Source organism: Sphingobium sp. ba1 (assembly GCF_000743655.1).
Taxonomy (GTDB): Bacteria; Pseudomonadota; Alphaproteobacteria; order Sphingomonadales; family Sphingomonadaceae; genus Sphingobium.
Genome location: NZ_JPPQ01000083.1, coordinates 338,704 through 356,587, shown reverse-complemented (window position 1 = coordinate 356,587; position 17,884 = coordinate 338,704). Strand labels below are relative to the sequence as shown.

Sequence of the window (17,884 nt, the reverse complement as noted above, 5' to 3'; positions counted from 1 at the left end):
CGATCGGCGCGACAGGCCTCGCCCGATCCGCCTGCGTTTATGGCTCGCGGATCAGCCTCCGGCGGTTCTGCCGGTGGGGGCATAGGGGAAACAGGCTTTGCTATAGGGACCGCGATGGTAGCGCGGTCGCTCCAGTCGTCGAACGGCGGCTTGCCGTCACCAAGCGCCGCAGCCTGCGGCGGCGGTAGCAGCCGGGCCGTGAAGCGTCTGTCCTCGAAATAGCGGGCCTTGGTGGCGCGCAGCGGCGGCATTCCCGATACCATGACGATTTCTTCGTTCGGCGGTAGTTGCATGACCTCGCCCGGTGTCAGGAGAGGGCGCGGCGTTTCGGTGCGCGAGACCATCAGATGCCCAAGCCATGGCGAGAGGCGATGGCCGGCATAATTTTTCATCGCGCGCATTTCGGTCGCTGTCCCAAGGCTATCGGAAATACGCTTGGCGGTCCGCTCGTCATTGGTCGCGAAGGCGACGCGCACATGGCAATTGTCGAGGATCGCGTTGTTGGGGCCATAGGCCTTCTCGATCTGGTTGAGGCTCTGGGCGATCAGGAAGGCCTTGAGGCCATAGCCCGCCATGAAGGCGAGCGCGCTCTCGAAGAAATCGAGTCGCCCCAGTGCCGGAAATTCGTCAAGCATCAGCAGGACCCGGTGGCGCCTGGCATCGGGTTTCAATTCCTCGGTCAGGCGGCGACCGATCTGGTTGAGGATGAGGCGGATGAGAGGTTTCGTCCGACTGATGTCGGAAGGCGGCACCACCAGATAGAGGCTCATCGCCTGCGAGCCATCGACTAGGTCGGCGATGCGCCAGTCGCATTGCCGGGTGACATGGGCGACCACAGGATCGCGATACAGGCCCAGGAACGACATGGCGGTCGAGAGCACGCCGGACCGTTCATTCTCGCTCTTGTTCAGCAGTTCGCGCGCGGCGCTGGCGACGACCGGATGCACGCCTGCCTCGCCCAGATGCGGCGTCGTCATCATCGCGCGCAACGTGTTATCGATTGTGCGCCTTGGGTCGGACAGGAAGGCGGCGACCCCGGCCAGCGTCTTGTCAGGCTCGGCGTAGAGGACGTGGAGGATTGCGCCGACCAGCAGCGCATGGCTGGTCTTCTCCCAATGGTTGCGGCGTTCGAGCGAGCCTTCGGGATCGACCAGCACGTCGGCGACATTCTGGACGTCGCGCACCTCCCACTGCCCGCGCCGCACTTCAAGCAGCGGATTATAGGCGGCCGACGCACTGCTGGTCGGATCGAACAGCAGCACGCGGCCATGGCGTGCGCGAAAGCCCGATGATATCTGCCAATTCTCGCCCTTGATATCGTGAATGACACAGCTGCCCGGCCAGGTCAGCAATGTGGGCACGACAAGGCCAACGCCCTTGCCACTGCGGGTCGGCGCGAAACACAGGACATGCTCCGGGCCGTCATGGCGCAGATAGTCTGAACCATGCCGACCAAGCACGACGCCTTCATCCTTCAGCAGGCCAGCTTGCACGATATCGGCAGGCAGGGCCCAGCGGGCCGATCCATAGGTTTCCGCGGTACGGGCCTCGCGTGCGCGCCAGACGGACATGCAGACCGCCACCGCGATCGCCGCGAACCCGCCCGAGGCGGCGACATAGGCCCCGCGCTCGAAGACATGGGGCGCATAGGCGTCATAGCTGAACCACCACCAGAAGAAGGCGGGCGGCAGATAGATGGGATGGTCGCCGATCATGAACCAGGGTGGCCCTAGCGCCGACTGATAGCCAAGGCTGGCCGCGGTCCACTGGGTTGCGCCCCAGATGGCGATCAGCACGACCAGGCCGACGAGCAGCAACTGACCCCAGAGTATGCGTGCGCCCGACATTGTCTTACCTCCTTGTCATTGATGAAAGTCACAGGCCGAGCCCGCGACTGCGGCCCTGCGACCAGTCGATCCGTCCGCCTGGGCTCATCGTGCCCAGCACCTGGCTGCCAAGCTGGCGGTCGAGCGCCGGACGCCAGGGCACGAGCTGGAAACCGAGGCCGTCGTCGATCATCGCGAAGCGGCCTGATGCGAGGGTGACGCGCTCGCGATATTGGCCGCTCACGATCTCGCCGGGCGCTGAGGGCTGGTGGGCAAGCCCGGTCGCCTGTGCGATCCGCGTGGCGGCATCCTGCAACTCGGACGCGCGAAGGCTGGCGATCATGCCCGAAGGCAGGATTAGCCGTCCGCCGCGCCGGGTCGCCACGCCAAGCGCGACCAGCTTCTCGCGCCGGGCGTCAAGAGCATCGCGGACTTCTCGGCCAAAGCCATTGGCCATGGTCAGGGGTTCGTCGGCCACAAGCTGCCGGTCGATCCAGGTCGCACCCAGCGCATCGACCTGGGCGTGGAGCGGCATGTCGGAGCGTGTTGCGAGCGACATGCGGGCGCGCCCGTCGCGGCCCGTCCAGCTGCGCAGCTCGACGATGCCGCCGATCGGCGTATCGCCGGTCATCTCGAGATCCTCGAATCGCAGATGATGGGTGCGCCCGTCCACCCCTTCGACGATCGCAAAGGCGGTTCCGGTCAGTTCGTCATCAAGGCCGCGGGCGGCGAGTCTGCCGATGACCGGATCTGTGGGCGTGCCATCGTGCAGGGTGAAGGTCGCGAGGTCGGGGCGGCGTCCGTTTTCGCGCATCGCCCGGTGCATCGTCTTGATGATGTCGGTGCGCATGCCGAGTTCGCGCAGGCTCTCCTCAAGGTCGGGTCGCAATGTCCACATCGCTGGCGCAATGGGTTCGGCCAGAGCCATCCGTTCCAGCCTGGCCGCGCGTCCCAGCAGTAACTGGCTGTCGGGGGTACCATATCCTGACGCCCGATTCGGCCCCGGAACCAGACCCGGATGATGGCCCTGCCTCGGTTCGGAACCCGCGTGCCCAGGCCGCAGATCGACGATCCCCATATTGCGGGCGGCCAGCCGCTGCAGTCTCTGGTCGAGCGACGTCCAGCGCTCGGCATCGACCTCGCGGGCAAGCGTCCGGGCAATCTCCTGGCTGGTGCGCGGCCCCAGTTCCAGCGTCGCCCGCGCCTCGGCACGAGCGCGCATGCCTTCGCTGATATAGTCGCGATCGATGACGAGGTCGGACCCGTCATCGGCGCGCCCGCGCAGCAGGATATGGACATGGGGATTGTCGGTGTTCCAGTGATCGACGCCGACCCAGTCGAGCGCAGTGTCGAGATCGCGCGCCATGTCGGCCATGAGTTCGCGGGCGAAGCCGCGCAGGTCCTCCATGTCTGCCCCATCCTGGGGGGACACGATGAAGCGGAAATGGTGGCGATCGTCCTCGCAGCGCCGTGCGAAATCCGCCGCCTCCACACCATCCGTTCGCTGGTCGAACAGCCGGGCATCCTGTCCGTCGCGGGTGACGCCGTCGCGGGCGAGATAGGCGATATGCCGGGCGAGCGGCGCGGCCCGGAAGCGGGCGCCCTTGTGGCGCACGATCCGGGCCTTGATGACGACCTTCCGCCCGTCGGCACGGAAGCGAACGGATGCTGCGGCCAGCCTGCCCCGCCCGATCGTGCCTGTGCCGCCCGACCGACGCGCTCTGGGCAGTCGCATATGCCCGGCCTTGGCCGCTGCGCGCCGGACCTGAGTGGCCAGCGATACGGCGCGTCGCCCCTGGCCGGCACCACGATCGCGTGCCCGGCCGGGCCGGACGTCGAAGCCCTGCTCGTCCCGGTTCATGATGCAGAATTCCCGCTCGAAATGACCCTTGCCAGCGCCAGATGCTTTGAAAACATGGCAGAAATCGCTCCGAGCGCCGTCGCGGCAATTGCAGTGCCGCCGCTGGAAAAGCCCCAAAACCAACCACATGAGTCCAGGCCGACGGCGTGCCTTTTATCTCGCCATCCCCAAAAACCCCTCATGGCCTTGCTCCGGTTCGCGCTACGAAAAGCGAAGAAGCGGTGGTGGCGTCGCGCCGATGCCCGGCATCGTCGGTCCGGTCCTGGGGCTCGGATGGCGCTGGGTATGCACCCAGCGCCGACGCCACCGCCCGCTTTGGAAAGAGCGCGGCTTCCGTCCAAAGAGGTCGCGGCGGAACAGGCGGGACGCCCGTTGCCCTTGGCGTTCCTGTCTCCATGATCGGCAGCAATCGCGCGAGATAGGCGCGCGTTTCAGCGGGCAGCGGCCTACCAAAACGCACATAGGCTTCGTAGCGGCCAGGGCCTGCGTTATAGGCCGCCAGCATTCCCGCTATGCCGTAGCGATCATGCATTTCGCGCAGATAGGCTGCACCCGCCATGATATTGGCGCGCGGTTCATAGGGGTCAGAGCCGAGGCGATGGCGCGCGGCCAGCATGGCCCATGTCGCGGGCATGATCTGCATGAGGCCCATGGCACCGGCGCGGGAGAGAGCGCGCGGCTTGCCGCCACTCTCCTGGTCCATCACTGCCCGGATCCAGTGCGCCGGAATAGCAAATTGCTGCGCCGCTTCTGCAACGGGCATAGCATAGGTCTGGGCTATCGACGTTGCGCCGACCGGTCCCTCGGTCTGCGCGATCGCTGCAGATCCGATGCACAGCTGTGGCACGATCAGGGTCGCGAGGATGACAGCCATATTGCCCTGAAGCCGCGCCATCATGGCTTCCACCCGTGCCAGACAAAGGGCGCGCCACTGTTCGCGCGCGTCAGCATCGGCCGCACGGTGCCGATCACGCCTTTCGTCGACAGCGGTCCGAAATAGCGCCCGTCGAGACTGTCCCCGACTGTCGGGTTGAGGAGCATGATCTCGCCGGACCCAAGTCTGCGACATCCCGACCAGACGGGTAAGGGACGGCCTGCGCGATCGTAGGTGCGTGCCCTGGCGACGGGCCTGTGATCGATCGTGATGGATACGCCCGAACGGCAGACCGTCTGCCCTGCGGTCGCCGCGATATGTTTGATGAGCGGCACGCCAAGCGGAAGGGCATGACGCTGGGCCAGCCAATGGGCCAGACGCGCGTCGGGCATCACCAGCGCCATGTCCCCGATGCGGGGCGAGGCACCCGGCGACACCGCATAGAGGCCGATCGGGGCGCTGGCCGTCGCGTTCCATATCAGGCGCGGTGCCGGATCGAAGCAGGCCAGCACCACCGTCACCTGCGCCGCGACGACAGTGATGAAAACATAGCCCGACCGGGTCATAGATCGAGACCTTGGCGCAGTTCGAACGCGTGATGCCGTGCAGCCGTATAGGCGCGCGGATCCATGCCCGCCGCAACGCGGCTGTGGACATGGCGCCAGTGATCGGGCGCGGCGCGGGTCGGATCTACCCCCGCCGCTTCGACCCGATCGATCGCGCCCAGCACCTTTTCGACCTTCGGCCAACCTTCGATGCTGAGCAGGATTTCACCGCCTGGCCGCACGAATGGGAGAGTCGTATAAGCTTCACCCGGCCATACCGTGCGCACGATGTCGATGCGCGATTTGACAGTGCCATGATCGTTGGCCGCCCAGCGAATGAGCGCGAACAGCGCATTGGGTGGAAAGCTCAAAACGCGCGTGCGGCGACTGACGATATGTTCGCAGATATGCAGCCCGAAGCGCAGCCAATGTTCGAGCCGACCTTCGATCCAGATCAGTTCGATATGGGTCTGACTGTCGGCATAGCGCGCGTCGCGCGCGTATCCTGGGGCGTGGCCCATCATGTCGGCTCCTCGGAATTTGCAGGAAAATGCGCGTCTATGAGCGCGCGCATAAGGTCGGCGACGGTGGTGCCGCGGGTGACCGCTACGAGCTTGAGGCGCTGGCGCATGGCGGGCGTCACATCGATGGTGAGCCGGGCGCTGAACAAAGTGGCGGCGTCGGATGCGCTGGGTGCAGCTTGGCGGATCCAGCGCTCGGCGGCGCCGGGCCGGGTCGCGAAGCCCGCCACGGTGTCCGTCACTGTGCCCGCCTCTGTCGTCGCCTTCTTCATGGGGCCAAAGTCCCGATTGCGGACGTGAGGGCCGCGATCTCACGCGCAGCGGGGCCGTCGGGGTCGCTTTCGAACACCAGACGGCCTTGCGCCATCACCTCGGCGAAGAGGATGCGCTGGGCAATGCCGGGGCCGAGCAGCGAAGGCTGCTGGTCGGCAAGCCCCGCTCGCGTGCTGCGGGCGATCCGCGTGCGAGGATCGCAGCGGTTGAGGACAAAGCGGGCTTCGAGCGCGGGGTGGAAGCTGCGGGCCTCGCGCACGAGCGCGACGATCTCGGCCGAAGCCCAGCCGTCGAGTGCCGAAGGCTGCACCGGGATGAGCGCCAGGTCGGCGGCGATCAGCGCCGCGCGCATCAGCCCGGCGACACGCGGCGGGCCATCGATGACGACATGATCCACGCTGGCAGCCTGCACCCGTGCCTCCAGGTGCAGCGTCTCGCGGGAAAGGCCGATGACGCCGAACAGACGGGGCAGGCCCGACTGGGCGCGTTGTTCCGACCAGTCCAGCGCCGAACCCTGCGGATCGGCATCGATCAGGCAGACGCGTTTGCCCGCGCGTGCCCACTGTCCGGCAAGATGGAGGGCGAGCGTCGTTTTGCCGACGCCGCCCTTCTGATTGAGCAGGGCGACGATCATGGCCGCCGCCTCGTTCCGCCTGAGGCGCTCGGCTTGGTCGCCGTCCTGCGCCGCGCCGCACGCAGCGATTTGCGCGTCGCATCCGCGCCCGCGGGCGCAGCCCAGGTTAGAAAGAATCCGTAGGATTCTCTATTAGCATTGTTAAGGGGCCAAAAATCCGTGCATTTCTGCGGCTTTGCGCACGAAATCGGTTCCTGATAGGCCGAGTTTTCGGTTCCCGATAGGCCGAGTCTGGCGGTTCCCGATAGGCCGAGTTTTTTCATCGCTTTGGCCCCCGGCCATGGCGCACCCGGCGCAGGGCCAGATCGAAGGGATCGTCCGGCAGCGGACGGAAGTTCAGCATCTCCTTGTCGGCGATCGTCTGGAGTGCCAGCACATAGCCGGGCAGAGACTGGGCCTGGACGATGGCGCGCAGTTTGAAGGCGAACCGCTTGGCTGGGATGAGCATGCCGGACTTGAGGTGCAGATGGCCCACCTCGAAGCTCCAGCCATTGACCTGCCGTCCGCCATGCTTGCGGACCAGGCGGTAGAGCCAGCGCTCCATGCCGCCGGTCAGTGTGAAATAGGCGCGGTCGATAGTGAGGATCAGCCCGGAATCGAGGACGCCCGCATAAAACCAGTCGGGCAGGATCATCTCGATGCCGAGCGGCCGACCGGTTTCGTCAAGCCGCTCCTTCCATTCGTTGATCCAGGAGAAGCGATGGCGGCGGCGTTGATGCGCTTGCCGGATCGAGGTCGCGACGGTGGTCGATTGCAAGCGGTCGAGCGCGGCCTTCAAGCGGTCATAATGGTCGCCGCCGGTGCCCCGGCCGATGAAACTGAGCAATTCGTGCGGCTTGGTCGTCATCAGCCGGGAGGTCGGGCGTCCCCTATCGCGGGCCTCGACGATCTGGCTGGCGGCCCAGATGAGGATATCGGCGTCCCAGATCGTGGCCATGCCATGCTCATGGGTGGCTTCCACCGCGATCGTGACATCGCCCATCCTGAAATGGATGGGAGCGATGCGCTTGGACTTGGCGAGACTGAAAAAGGGCCAGGACATGAGGTCCTGTGCGTCGCGCGGCGCGATGTCGCCGCGGACCGCGCGAAACAGGTCGAGTTGCCGGTCCTGCGCCCGGTCGGGCGAAGCGGGCATCATGCTAGCGCCGCACCGGCGCGCCGGGGTCGATCCGCTTGGCAGGATGCACGGTGCCGCGTCCCGGATCGGAGGTCGAGCGCCGGGTACCGATTTCGGCCCAGGCTTCGAGATCGACCAGCGCATAGACGATGCGTCCGCCCAGCTTACGAAAGACGGGGCCGGTGCCAAAGCAGCGATGCTTTTCCAGCGTGCGGGGCGAAAGGCCCAGATGCAAGGCAGCGTCGGGGGTCCGCAGATAGCGCGGCGTGACGACCGCAAAGTCGCGTTCCATATCGGTCTCCAGCGTCGGGGCTGGCATGGCTGGCCGGCCCTGGGGTGTCGCTGGCGAGAATGGCGAACAGTGGAGGCTCGAACGGAGTGGCAAAAGCGCGGGCGAAAATTGTCACCCCCTTGCTTGTGATCTGGGCCTGTCCTGAAGGCATGGCGCGAAGGCCTGCCCATGGGGCTTGTCCGGGTGGGCGGCGTGGCGTGCTATTGGCGAGGGATAAGCCTGTTCAGCCCGCCCGGAGCAGGTCACGATAGTCGCCATCGCGAAGGCGCAGGGCTTGGGTGAGCAAGCGATGGGTGCCGCGGCGCTCGCTCGAGGCCTTCCATAGAGTGGCCGACAGGTCCGGCATCGCCGGATAGGCCAGATATGCCAACTCCCGCAGCGTCGCGCCGTCGACATGCGCGTCGAGCAGGCGGAGCATCAGGTCGAAGCGCGCGGCCTGGAAGGGCGACAGATCGCTTTGCGGCGTGGCCGATCCGCCTGTTCCCCTAAGCCAGAGGCGGGCGTGGCTGGTGGCGCGCAGTCGCTCATCGAACAGCGGGTCGTCCAGCAGATGGAACGCCGTGCGTGGTTCGCGCTGCGGGCCGCGCAGCCACAGGCGGATCGTGCGTCCGCCTGCAAACAGGACGGCATGGGTGCCGTCCTCGGCTTGCTGAAGCTGCTGGAGGCCAGGCAGCGCATGCGGAACCGGAAAATCAGGCCCTGGGTCGATGATCACGACGCAAGCGGCTACCGCTGGATCCCACAAGGCGGGTCGCCTCTCGGGCGGTATGTCGGGATCAAAGGGGAAAGCGAAGGCCCCACGACCGGGCAAAGTCCTCCTTTGCCTGTCGGTCCAGCGCGGCAATGGTAGCGTAGCCCGCTCGGTAGGCCGGCGAATATGACAGGAATGCTTGCGCATAGTCGCAGTAATCCCATCCTGCCGTCGCCGCGCCTGTCGCCATCGCGTCTCGCTCCTTTCGCGAGAAGGCTGGCAGCGCAGAGCGTTGGCGGAAGTCCTTTGGTCGGGAGAGCGTTATCCTTCTCACGGTAGATGTCCCAGCGCTTGCGCAGGGACGGCTTCAACCCGCACCCCGTTATGTGGGGTGCGGGCCTGCCGCGTCAGCGGGACCAGATGAGAGAGAAGCTTTCGCCGTCGTCGGCCGCCACCAGGCTGGCATAGATCGGCGCCGGGAAGCTGGGATCGTCGATCTTGCAGCTCAGATAGTCCGAACCGGCTGCGGAAAGCTTGGCCCAGGCGGCACCGAAATCAGCCGTTCCGGCATAAATGCGGAAGTCGGGAGCCTTATCGCTATCCTTGGTGCTGGGGCGGATTGTCGTCTTGACGTTGAGGGTCAACGTCTTGATCGTGCCGGCGAAACCGTCTGCGGCCTTGGTGAAAGTGCCGATGATTGCCATGATGTCTACTCCTGTCTTCGAACCCGCGCCAATCGCGGCCTCGATGGGCATGGAGGGATCGCGGTGAACGGGTGCGCACCTGGAAGGCCGCAGCAAAGCGGAGGGCCAGACCGGCACCGCTAATTTGCTTCGCGATGCAAAGTCGGCTTGCCGACGGCGGAAATTAGCGGTGCCGGTCTGGTTGCGACCAAGCCGTTCGGGCTATTGCCGTCCGCGATCAATTGCCCCTCGAACGAAGGCCGTGCTGGAGTGCTCGGAAAGGGAGGGAAACGACATGCAATCATCCAGGCTGAATCCAGCCAGCCATATCTCGGCATCGCAGGTGAACGGGACACGCGGTCCGGGATAGTGTCGACTTCGGAATGGCAGCACTGCAGGGAATTTGACGATCCGGCTGCAACCATCTCGTTATCGGCACTTGCGGCCGATGGTCATTTTTCCAATCAGGGGAGACGTCACCGCTGCAGCGATCGGGCCTCGATCGGTATCCGCCCCGAAATTGCGTTAAGCGCCTTGGCGTCGCGGGTGAAACATCTACGATTGCGCGGTGCCCGAATAGCGGGCGTCAGTCGGGGGGGAATTTATGGCAGACGTGCCGGCTTGGGTTCTGTTGCTGAATACTGTGGCAGCGGGGGGTTTTGGCCTTGCAGGGTCATATCTGGTGCCCAGAGGCCAGCGGGAAGCCCGCGCACATGAGGAGCGGCGTGCGAACGCGGCCGTCATGCGCGACAAGGCCGAGGAGATTTTCGAGGCGATAGCTGGGCTTGAGCAGCAGATGGGCGCGCAATTTCTGGCGACGACACGTGCCGTCGCCGCCCGCGAGGATCTGGGAGAGGACGGGCTGCCGACATTCGATCGGATACGTGCCCTGTGTGCGGTCTATTTTCCCGACCTTCTCGGGGTGCTCGATAGGCTTGAGGCGCCGATGCAGGAGCGCATGCAACGGGCGATGGGAATGATCAGGGTTGCGGCAGAAAACAAGTCGGCGGCAGTGCGCGAGAACGACCTGCGTCTCCTCACTTTTGAAGTGACCGTCGAGCAGTGGAAGAATGTAGGCATAGCCAGTCGAAAGCTCAGGGAGAGCCTCATCGAGGCTGTGCGGCCCTATCGGCCGGGCGGCGTGCAGGGGTGAGCGGAAACGCGAAACGCTCCGAAATAAGGAGGCAGTTCCTAGAGGAGAGACCTTGTCGTAGCCAGCCGCTCTTGCGATAACTGGATCATATCAGGAACAGGCAAACAGTTGATGGTATCGATACGGCTCGAGATTCCCGATTTCGCGGTGATGGAAGACGATGCCATTGAGCGACATCCCGCCGCGATGTTCCTGGACGGCCGGTGGAGCGGTCAGACGAAGGCGCTCCTCAAGCGATTCGGTACCCAAAGTCTGCACCTGAACGAAAACTGGGCTTTGACCCATCAGGGCTGGACATGTCCCGCATGTAGCAGGGCAAAGTCCGCCATCGTGCGCAAGACGCCGCAGAACATAATATTGTGTCAGTTGGACGAGCACCACGATCACTTGCGCGACCATGTCGAAAAGCTGCTCAAGGTCGACCGGGAAAAGGTCAGCCATGAGCAACGGGCGCGCATTTCCGCCGCCCGCCTGGCCGTGATGGATTTGAGCGAACGCTTCTCGAGAACCATTATCTGCTGCGATTGCAATCAGGTCGATGGCGCGGCCAAATTGCAGATTGGCAGCGCGATGCACCCCGATTTTAGCTTCTCGCCACTGGAGATCGGCTCGTTCATAGCCCCCGGGCCCAATCGCAGCCACGATTTCGATGTCGATAAGGCTCGCCTCGTCTGGGAGGGGGTGCGGGACGATTTCCATGGCCGCCTCGCTTTTGCCCGGATGATGGCAGAACGCATTGCCCAAGGGCTGCACGACCGTGAGAATCATCGCTTGCCCTCTGGTCTGAGGCAACGGCGCGACCCCGACATCATCTACGACATTGCGGTCCGCGCCGCCGACTCCCGCTCGTCGGCGCTGAGCCTGTCGCAAACCCTCCTGGCGCGTTCGCGGGCGGCCGACGGCAAGGCAAGTTCCGGCAGACGAAGTCGCGAACGCGCCATTGTAGTACCGACGTTTGCGGACTTCGAGGCAGTTCATCGAGCAAAGTCGCATCCGGGACCATGGATGCGCGCGGGGGACGAATGGACCTGTCCCATCTGCGCGCGAAACAAGTTCGAGATCGTGCGCGCGTCGAAAAAGGGCACATGGACCGTCGGCATCCAGGAATTTTCGATCTATGCCGAGGAACACGATGCCGAGAATCGTCGTCGCCGGCAGCGATCGCATGATGGGCCGTTCGTTATTTCGCACGAGGATAGCATCCTCATTTGCCATGACTGTCGCAGCATCCTGACCGAGGCGAAGACGATCGTGCCGTCGGCCGGGGACGCCGCGCTTAAGCCTGACGATCTTCGCAGTCTCATGGGCTGCCCGGCACCGCATCGCGCGCACATGCTCGATCAGGATGCCATCCGGGCGGCAGTGGACGCCAATCGCGACTGGGAAGCCGGCGTAGAGGAATTTCGCAGGCATCGCAGCGAGGCGCGCCGCTATCGCGCTCGCCTCGTGCATGCCCATTTGGACTATCCCAACGACAAGGACATCGTCTTCGATCTTCTGTTCGAGCGATGGAGCGCGCAATTGCCCGAGCCGGATCCCGACGGGCTGGCCCAGTTCCGCTGGCTTCTGGCTGAGGGTCTTCGCTTCAGAGAGGAAGGCGCCTGACTGACAGGCCGCCGGGTCGGGCGATGCGCCGTCGGCAGGTTTCGATCGGCGCAATGGTGCGTTCGTTCGTGCCCGCGCGCCAATCAGCCTCAGACGCGCACTGAGTTGGGCGTGCCTCGTGGCCGAAAACACGTTCTTGCCAGAAGGTGGGACATTCGGCCTGTGCGACTGGTCTTCATCAGCCAGATGCGACGTTGCGACGTTAAGGCCATCAGTAACTACGAATATGGGTCATTTACGCATTGGCGCGGATACGCTTTTCCGTATCCGCGCCAATGCGTAAACCGGGGCGCCGCCAGGCGCCCCGGTGCGGCTGGCCTCATCGCGCCTGCGCGAAGGCCAGGGCCGCTGCATCGGCAGATGCACATGTCCGGCAGCTCAGCATACCGTGGGCATTGCCATCGCCATCCACGATGAAGAGTGCGACGAACCAGCGCCCGTCCAGGAAGCCCGTCGCCGCGATCCGGTCGAGTTCGACGTCGCCCTCCTGGCTCCCGTAAGCGCCGATCCAGCGCTCTTCGTTGCGGGCATCCCAGTGGATATCGACATCTTCGGCTTCCATGAAGCGGGACGCCAGCGCTTCGCCTGCGCCACGGCCAAATTCCAGTTCAAGCCCTGCGATCAGGGCCGTCATCACGCGATCCGAAGCAAGGGCAATGGGCTGAACGATGCTCATGGGAAAATCTCCTGTGCTTGCGTCCCCAAGATCGGGGACTGACAGGGAGGGACGGGCGCCGGAAGGCTGTCAGGGCCGCCGCGCGCAAGCCGGCGCCGCGCAAGCGGGCGCTAGGGGGAGCCGATTTGGTGCAGCCAAATTGGGGGGGGCCTGCGAGCCTTGAAAGCCGCGCCGCCGCCCGTCACGATGGGAGGGTCTCGACATGCCACTACCCTTTTCTTCAATGATGAGCCGCCAGCAGAGATGGCGCTTCCGAAGACCTGTCCTTCCTTTCGTCGCGCGCGGACCCAATCGTCGTGCCCGCGCGACAGACGCCAACCATGCCGATCGGCCGGACGCCTGCGCGTCGGCCGATCGGATCTCCAGGAGGAGGCTGCGCCCCGCGCCGGATGGGCGCGGGGCGGTCTGTCGTCAGTCGCCGGGGTTCCAGATGAGGGCGTAGCTGTCCTCGTCGTCCTGGCCGGCGGAGCGGCCGAGATTGGCGTAGATGGTGCGGGCGCCCAGTTCGGGGGCAGCCATGGCGACGCGGATATATTCGCGGCCCGAGACCTCGCCGGTGCGGATCCAGCCGCCGCCCAGTTCCGAGCCGCCCGAGAGGATACGATAGTCGGGCTGGTCGCCGGTCTTGCCCCGGTTGGGAATGATCTCGATCTCGGCGCGGACCGCGAGGGTCTTGAGGACGCCCTTGAAACCGCCATTTTCCAGGCGCTGAACGTAACCGATGGCTGGCATGTGTAATCTCCTTGTGTCGTGATGCCCTTGCGGCCGATCCGCCGGGCGTGCGGACCGTCAGGCGGCGCGCTGGGCACCCCCGAACCTGAAAGGCCGCAGCGATCAAGCGGAGGACCGGAGGGCTGTCTTCAATTTGGAGCGAAGCGCCCGCGAGGAGCCGGAACGGCGGGGAAATTGGAGCGGACCGATGGTTTTGCGGGGCACCCGAGACGCTGCCAGGTCAACGCACTTCAACCGGCAAAGGGCTGCAAGGGGTTGCGACCCTGGAATATCATGCCGACCGGTACGCTTTCCATTGCGCCTGGAATGGCGAAGACCAGGGCGGGAATCGAGCCGCGCCTCGCTCGACGGCCGGGCTCGACAGGCGCCGTCCGCTGGGCCAAGCGCGGGCCATGCCCATCGTCCCTTTTCTCCTGGCGCTCGCCTCGCGCGCCAATCCGCCCTGGCACTGTCGCGCGCGCCTTGTCCTGCTGGCGCTCGCTGCCACCGCCGCGCCCGCCACCCTGGCCAGGGTGCCCGACGCGCGTGTTGCGACCGGGACCGTGCGCACTGTCACCGATGGCGACACCTTCCGCCTGACGAGCGGCGACCGTATCCGCATCGCGGGGATCGACGCCCCGGAGACGCAGGCGCAGCGCGCCCGCTGTCCGGCCGAGCGCCGCAGGGGCGAGGCCGCCAAGGCGCGCCTGACGACGATGATCGCGGGACGATCGATCCGCTTCACGCGGGTCGGCCGCAGCTATAATCGCACGGTCGCGACCGTGCGACATGGCGGGCATGATCTTGCCACCCGCCTTGTCGAGTCGGGGGATGCGCGATGGTGGCCGCGCGGCAAGGCCAAGCCTGATTGGTGCCAGCTGGACTGACGGCCGGGTCCGTGTCCAACCGCTCCACTGAGAGAGCGAAGAAAAAGCCCCCCGGCATTTCCGCGCGCGGGGGGCTGATTGTGCAGGCTGCGCTACCGATAAAACCAAGGCTGATGCCGTTGAAGGCAGAGCCGACGAGGCTATTTTATGTTCATGCCGTGTGTCCCTTCTGCATCTGGCCCCTGATCGGGCACGGAGTTGAGAAGAAGGAACAGCAGGAGCAGAACCGCACACACAAGAAGTAACGGAATCGAACCGACAGCAGCCCAAAGCTAATGCAATCATCATAGCCGATCACGGCAATTTTCGCACTATCCATCTCGACCGTAAGCGCTGGTTCCGGCGCGGAACGACGTACAGAAGTCCGCGCCCCGGCCCGCCTGGCGGGTCGGGGGCGCGGCCGATTTTTCACGGCAGGAAGCGCAGCGGCGGCACGGCAGGGTCGCCTGCGACGAAATGGGCGATGATCGCCTCGTAGCTGCCGAGCTGTTCGGCCCGATGCAGGTCGATGACTACCATATCGTCTTCGTCGGCGGCGAACAGCCTGACCTCCCCCGTTCCCGTGAAGATGGCGCGTTCCGGGCCGAACTGCGCGGCGCAGCCGCCCGACCAGCGCGCGAAGGGCAGCCCCTGCTCCACGCAGAAGCCTTCCAGTTCGTCGGCCTGTCCCCATGCCACTTCATGGGCATAGAGCGACAGCGGACCATCGGCGGGGAAGTCCTGTGCCCTGAAATCCTCACCGTCATAGTCGAGGGCCAGACCCTCGCTCTGGATGCGTGCGACCAGATCGTCGCGCAGGGCGGCAGCGAGGTCGCCGCCGATGGTGATGGAAAGCGAAACACGATCGACCATGATGAAACTCCCAAAAGGCGCGCCGTCGCCGGAACGGGGGCGGCGCACCCGATTTTCGATGAAATCCAAGGTGGCGAAGAAAGAGCGGGCGGCGGCTAACCGCCGCCCGCAGGAGACAATCAGGCAGCAAGACGCTGCGTCCCTTCCTCCGTCTCGTCGGGCAGCGGGCAGATGCTGCCGGGGGCCCCCGGATCAGGCATGGTCGGATCGGGTTGGGGGGCGTCATGGATCGCCATGGCGGCGACGACCTTGGCATGGGCATCGACCGGTCCGACGCCGCCTCTCTCCGAATAGGCAGCGGGCGGGAACTGCATCCAGCGCGGCACCCAGCGGTCCTTCTTTTCGCGGCCATTGGTGCCGTCGAGCGCATCGCGAATGATGGCCTTCAAGGTCTTGCCCTTTTCCTGCCCATTGGCGGCGGCGACGGCGGGATCGGTCACGTCCGCCACGAGACGCCCCAATATCTCGCGGTCGCGCAGCAGCTCGAAGAACGCCTCGTCCGCCTGCCAATAGTCGGCCATGTCGACGCCGATATGCAGGCCGACCGCATCGACGGCGGCGCTGCCGCTGGCGAGGCTCTCGCCCATGACGATGGCGATGACGTCCATCACCTGCGCGTCATCGAGATCGAGCAAGGCCAGAAAGACGCCGACGACGCCATATTCATCGCCATTGTTGCCGATCAGCGTGGGTTCCTCCGCGCCAAAGCCGAGCAGCCCAAGCGCCATGCGCCGCATCTGGTCGAAATCCGCCTCGCCCGGCGCATTTTCGAGGCTTTCGGCTAAGTAATCGTTGCGGCAGCTCTGGGGTTCGGCCTGCACCCTCCACAGATGCGATCCGACAATGGCATGGGCGACCATCAGCCGCAGCGCTACGGCGGGAAAGCCGGTCAGCGCCGCGCGCACGGCGGCATGGCGATGGAGGTCGATATAGGTCGCCATGGTGGAGGTGACTTCGGGACGCGCGACCTTCATGCCCGTACCGCCGGGATCACCCTTGGCCATGCGCTCGGCCTCCTTGCGGGTCAGATAGCCTTCATGGAACGTGACTTCGCCGGTTGCGCGCACCTCGACATAGATGCGCCCGCCCTTGCGCTTGCTGGATTTCACATGTTCCCAGACCGAGAAATGGTCGTTGGGAGACAGGATCACGACATCATTCCATCCCTCGTCCAGATAGTCCTCGCGCCGGGCCTCGATGGCGGCATTCTGCGCGTCCCAGAAAGCATCGGTATCGGCGAAATAGCGGTCGTCGCCGAACAAGTCGGCAATGGTGACAAGGCCGCTTGCCTCGATATCGAACAGGGCATGACGGGTGCCAACCGACTGGCCGCCAAACAGCCAGCCCTTCAACTGGGAGCCGGTGGGCGCATAGGCATCCTCGTCGTCCACCAGCGCCAGCCATGCCTTTTGCTGGCTTTTCGACGCGAGGGTGAGGTGGCGGACGGTTGCCCGGTCGATATCGTCCCTGGCGTACATCTGGCGGATGCGGGGCAGGAGATTGCCGAGCGCCAGCACCCGCCGCACTGTGAGTTCGGGCAGTCCGAAAGTATCGGCGATGTCGCCCAGCTTGCGGCCTTCCTTCACCAGCCGGGTGAAGCTTTCCCATTGCGTTACCTCGTCGGCATCACGCCGCGCCATATTCTCGATCATCGAGGCTTCGACCGCATCGGCGTCGTCGCCATCCTCAAGGATGGCGCAGGGGATCGCGGCGACTTCGCTGTCGGCGTCGCCCATGGCGCGCTTCTCTTCCGCGACGATCAGCGCGGCATGGAAGCGACGGCTTCCCGCCACGATCTCATAAGCGTCAGGCGCACAATTGGGGCGCACGATGATTGGCTGGATCACGCCGCGCCTGCGCACGGTTGGCAGGATATCCGACACATCGGGGGCCGTCTTGGCGAAGCGCATATTGGTCTTGCTGATGGACAGCTTGCTCAACGGGATAAAATCGAGTTTCATGGTGTCACTCCTTGTGAGTGCCGGTCCGTTGATCTTCGAATGTTGGCGGACCGGCTTAGGCAAAGCGGCGTTACGCGCCGCGCGTCATCCTGCCGTCCCGTGGGTGGGATCGGTCGGAAGGTCGGGAGCCACGCCGGTCTTGGCGCGGATCAAAAGCTGTTCGGCTTGGATGATCGACCCGGCACGGCGCGCGGTATCGGCCCAGCAGGTCAGAGGATGGTGGCTATAGAAGCCCTCGTCCCGCTCGATCCGCATCCCGTAGGGCAGGCGGACATTCTGGACTTCCATCAGCGAGAAGACGCCCATTTCCGGGCAGCCGAAACCAAGATCGGCCAGCCCAAACAGAGTGTCGTTATCGCCATAGAGTTCGGTCGCCAGCCATGTGCCAGCGCCCAGCGGATTGAAGAATTTGACGACCGGGACAGGGTCGAAGCGCATCTCCTGCGCCTGCGCGGCGGCGCTGCTTATGGCATTGGCGCGCAGGGCGTAGCGAAGGTCTGGGGTCAGGAGGATCATGCCGCCCTCCGTTGCAGCGCGGCGCAAGTCTGCGCCGGGACCACAGCCCCGTCTTCGTCTTCATCCTCATCCGCGTCCACGGCCATCATGTCGATTGCAATGTCGAGGTCTTGGGCTGCCGCGCGATGGCGCGACAGGAGCCATTCCGCCGCCTTGCTGGCCGCGCCTGCCGCGCGGAAGATGGCGCGATTATCCTCGCGCAACAC

General features: G+C 65.0%; 20 protein-coding genes and 1 pseudogene. 3 read left to right on the top strand and 18 right to left on the bottom strand.

All coding sequences use genetic code 11. From position 1 onward, the window contains the following. The 12 genes from IL54_RS21005 to IL54_RS20955 form a co-directional block, all read right to left on the bottom strand. On the bottom strand, positions 1–1,847 hold a 1,847-nt coding region (locus tag IL54_RS21005), incomplete at its 3' end, for a conjugal transfer protein TraG (protein ID WP_081913194.1). A 28-nt stretch (positions 1,848–1,875) separates the two neighbouring features. Further along, complete coding sequence (locus tag IL54_RS21000) at positions 1,876–3,687, bottom strand: relaxase/mobilization nuclease domain-containing protein (protein WP_037480701.1); 1,812 nt, start codon at positions 3,685–3,687, stop codon at positions 1,876–1,878. Between the two features lie 178 nt (positions 3,688–3,865). Then, entirely contained in the window at positions 3,866–4,585 is a 720-nt protein-coding gene (locus tag IL54_RS20995; RefSeq protein ID WP_037480140.1) for a lytic transglycosylase domain-containing protein, read from the bottom strand. Continuing rightward, positions 4,582–5,127 carry a S26 family signal peptidase gene (locus IL54_RS20990; RefSeq protein WP_037480138.1) on the bottom strand — a complete coding sequence of 182 codons (546 nt, stop codon included), beginning with the start codon at positions 5,125–5,127 and terminating at the stop codon, positions 4,582–4,584. The genes IL54_RS20995 and IL54_RS20990 overlap by 4 nt, the downstream gene beginning before the upstream one ends. Continuing rightward, on the bottom strand, positions 5,124–5,627 hold the full coding sequence (locus tag IL54_RS20985; protein WP_076605611.1) for a DUF2840 domain-containing protein: 504 nt from the start codon (positions 5,625–5,627) through the stop codon (positions 5,124–5,126). Before IL54_RS20985 ends, IL54_RS20990 begins: the two co-directional genes overlap by 4 nt. Further along, the gene (locus IL54_RS20980) at positions 5,627–5,899 is read right to left on the bottom strand and encodes a hypothetical protein (protein WP_052027828.1); all 273 of its coding nucleotides are present in this window, start codon (positions 5,897–5,899) and stop codon (positions 5,627–5,629) included. Before IL54_RS20980 ends, IL54_RS20985 begins: the two co-directional genes overlap by 1 nt. Beyond that, positions 5,896–6,534, bottom strand: a complete 639-nt coding sequence (gene parA, locus IL54_RS20975; protein WP_037480135.1) for a ParA family partition ATPase — start codon at positions 6,532–6,534, stop codon at positions 5,896–5,898. The genes IL54_RS20980 and parA overlap by 4 nt, the downstream gene beginning before the upstream one ends. Before the next feature lie 259 nt (positions 6,535–6,793). Further along, positions 6,794–7,672, bottom strand: a complete 879-nt coding sequence (locus IL54_RS20970; RefSeq protein ID WP_037480132.1) for a replication initiator protein A — start codon at positions 7,670–7,672, stop codon at positions 6,794–6,796. Between the two features lies 1 nt (position 7,673). After that, a complete protein-coding gene (locus IL54_RS20965; RefSeq protein ID WP_037480698.1) occupies positions 7,674–7,943 on the bottom strand; it encodes a helix-turn-helix transcriptional regulator in 270 nt (89 codons plus the stop codon). Positions 7,944–8,166: 223 nt separating this feature from the next. Further along, a complete protein-coding gene (locus IL54_RS22410; protein ID WP_052027827.1) occupies positions 8,167–8,658 on the bottom strand; it encodes a DUF2285 domain-containing protein in 492 nt (163 codons plus the stop codon). A gap of 61 nt (positions 8,659–8,719) precedes the next feature. Continuing rightward, a complete protein-coding gene (locus IL54_RS25985; protein WP_443211486.1) occupies positions 8,720–8,884 on the bottom strand; it encodes a transcriptional regulator domain-containing protein in 165 nt (54 codons plus the stop codon). A 157-nt stretch (positions 8,885–9,041) separates the two neighbouring features. Then, complete coding sequence (locus IL54_RS20955; RefSeq protein ID WP_037480691.1) at positions 9,042–9,338, bottom strand: DUF736 domain-containing protein; 297 nt, start codon at positions 9,336–9,338, stop codon at positions 9,042–9,044. A gap of 721 nt (positions 9,339–10,059) precedes the next feature. On the opposite strand from IL54_RS20955, the gene IL54_RS20950 reads away from it, so the two are divergent. Together IL54_RS20950 and IL54_RS20945 are read left to right on the top strand one after the other, a co-directional pair. Next, positions 10,060–10,470: a hypothetical protein gene (locus tag IL54_RS20950; protein ID WP_156106331.1), complete on the top strand. Its 411-nt coding sequence runs from the start codon at positions 10,060–10,062 to the stop codon at positions 10,468–10,470. Between the two features lie 111 nt (positions 10,471–10,581). Further along, positions 10,582–12,075: a hypothetical protein gene (locus IL54_RS20945; protein WP_037480129.1), complete on the top strand. Its 1,494-nt coding sequence runs from the start codon at positions 10,582–10,584 to the stop codon at positions 12,073–12,075. 319 nt (positions 12,076–12,394) lie between these two features. On the opposite strand, the gene IL54_RS20940 is transcribed toward IL54_RS20945, so the two are convergent. Beyond that, positions 12,395–12,751, bottom strand: a complete 357-nt coding sequence (locus IL54_RS20940) for a hypothetical protein (RefSeq protein WP_052027826.1) — start codon at positions 12,749–12,751, stop codon at positions 12,395–12,397. A 411-nt stretch (positions 12,752–13,162) separates the two neighbouring features. Continuing rightward, the gene (locus IL54_RS20935; RefSeq protein WP_037480127.1) at positions 13,163–13,483 is read right to left on the bottom strand and encodes a DUF736 domain-containing protein; all 321 of its coding nucleotides are present in this window, start codon (positions 13,481–13,483) and stop codon (positions 13,163–13,165) included. Positions 13,484–13,875: 392 nt separating this feature from the next. Here IL54_RS20935 and IL54_RS20930 point away from each other — a divergent pair, with 392 nt between their 5' ends. Beyond that, complete coding sequence (locus IL54_RS20930; protein ID WP_052027825.1) at positions 13,876–14,349, top strand: thermonuclease family protein; 474 nt, start codon at positions 13,876–13,878, stop codon at positions 14,347–14,349. A 408-nt stretch (positions 14,350–14,757) separates the two neighbouring features. Here the strand turns inward: IL54_RS20930 and IL54_RS20925 are convergent, their stop codons facing one another. From IL54_RS20925 to IL54_RS25575, 4 genes and pseudogenes are all read right to left on the bottom strand, one after another. After that, positions 14,758–15,201 carry a hypothetical protein gene (locus tag IL54_RS20925; protein ID WP_037480684.1) on the bottom strand — a complete coding sequence of 148 codons (444 nt, stop codon included), beginning with the start codon at positions 15,199–15,201 and terminating at the stop codon, positions 14,758–14,760. Between the two features lie 119 nt (positions 15,202–15,320). After that, positions 15,321–17,162 (bottom strand): ParB/RepB/Spo0J family partition protein, encoded by a 1,842-nt coding sequence (locus tag IL54_RS20920; RefSeq protein ID WP_037480124.1) that lies wholly within the window; start codon positions 17,160–17,162, stop codon positions 15,321–15,323. An 84-nt stretch (positions 17,163–17,246) separates the two neighbouring features. After that, positions 17,247–17,678: a DUF2958 domain-containing protein gene (locus IL54_RS20915; protein ID WP_037480121.1), complete on the bottom strand. Its 432-nt coding sequence runs from the start codon at positions 17,676–17,678 to the stop codon at positions 17,247–17,249. After that, positions 17,675–17,884, bottom strand: a pseudogene (locus IL54_RS25575) (hypothetical protein); the annotation flags it as partial. The gene IL54_RS20915 and the pseudogene IL54_RS25575, both read right to left, overlap by 4 nt.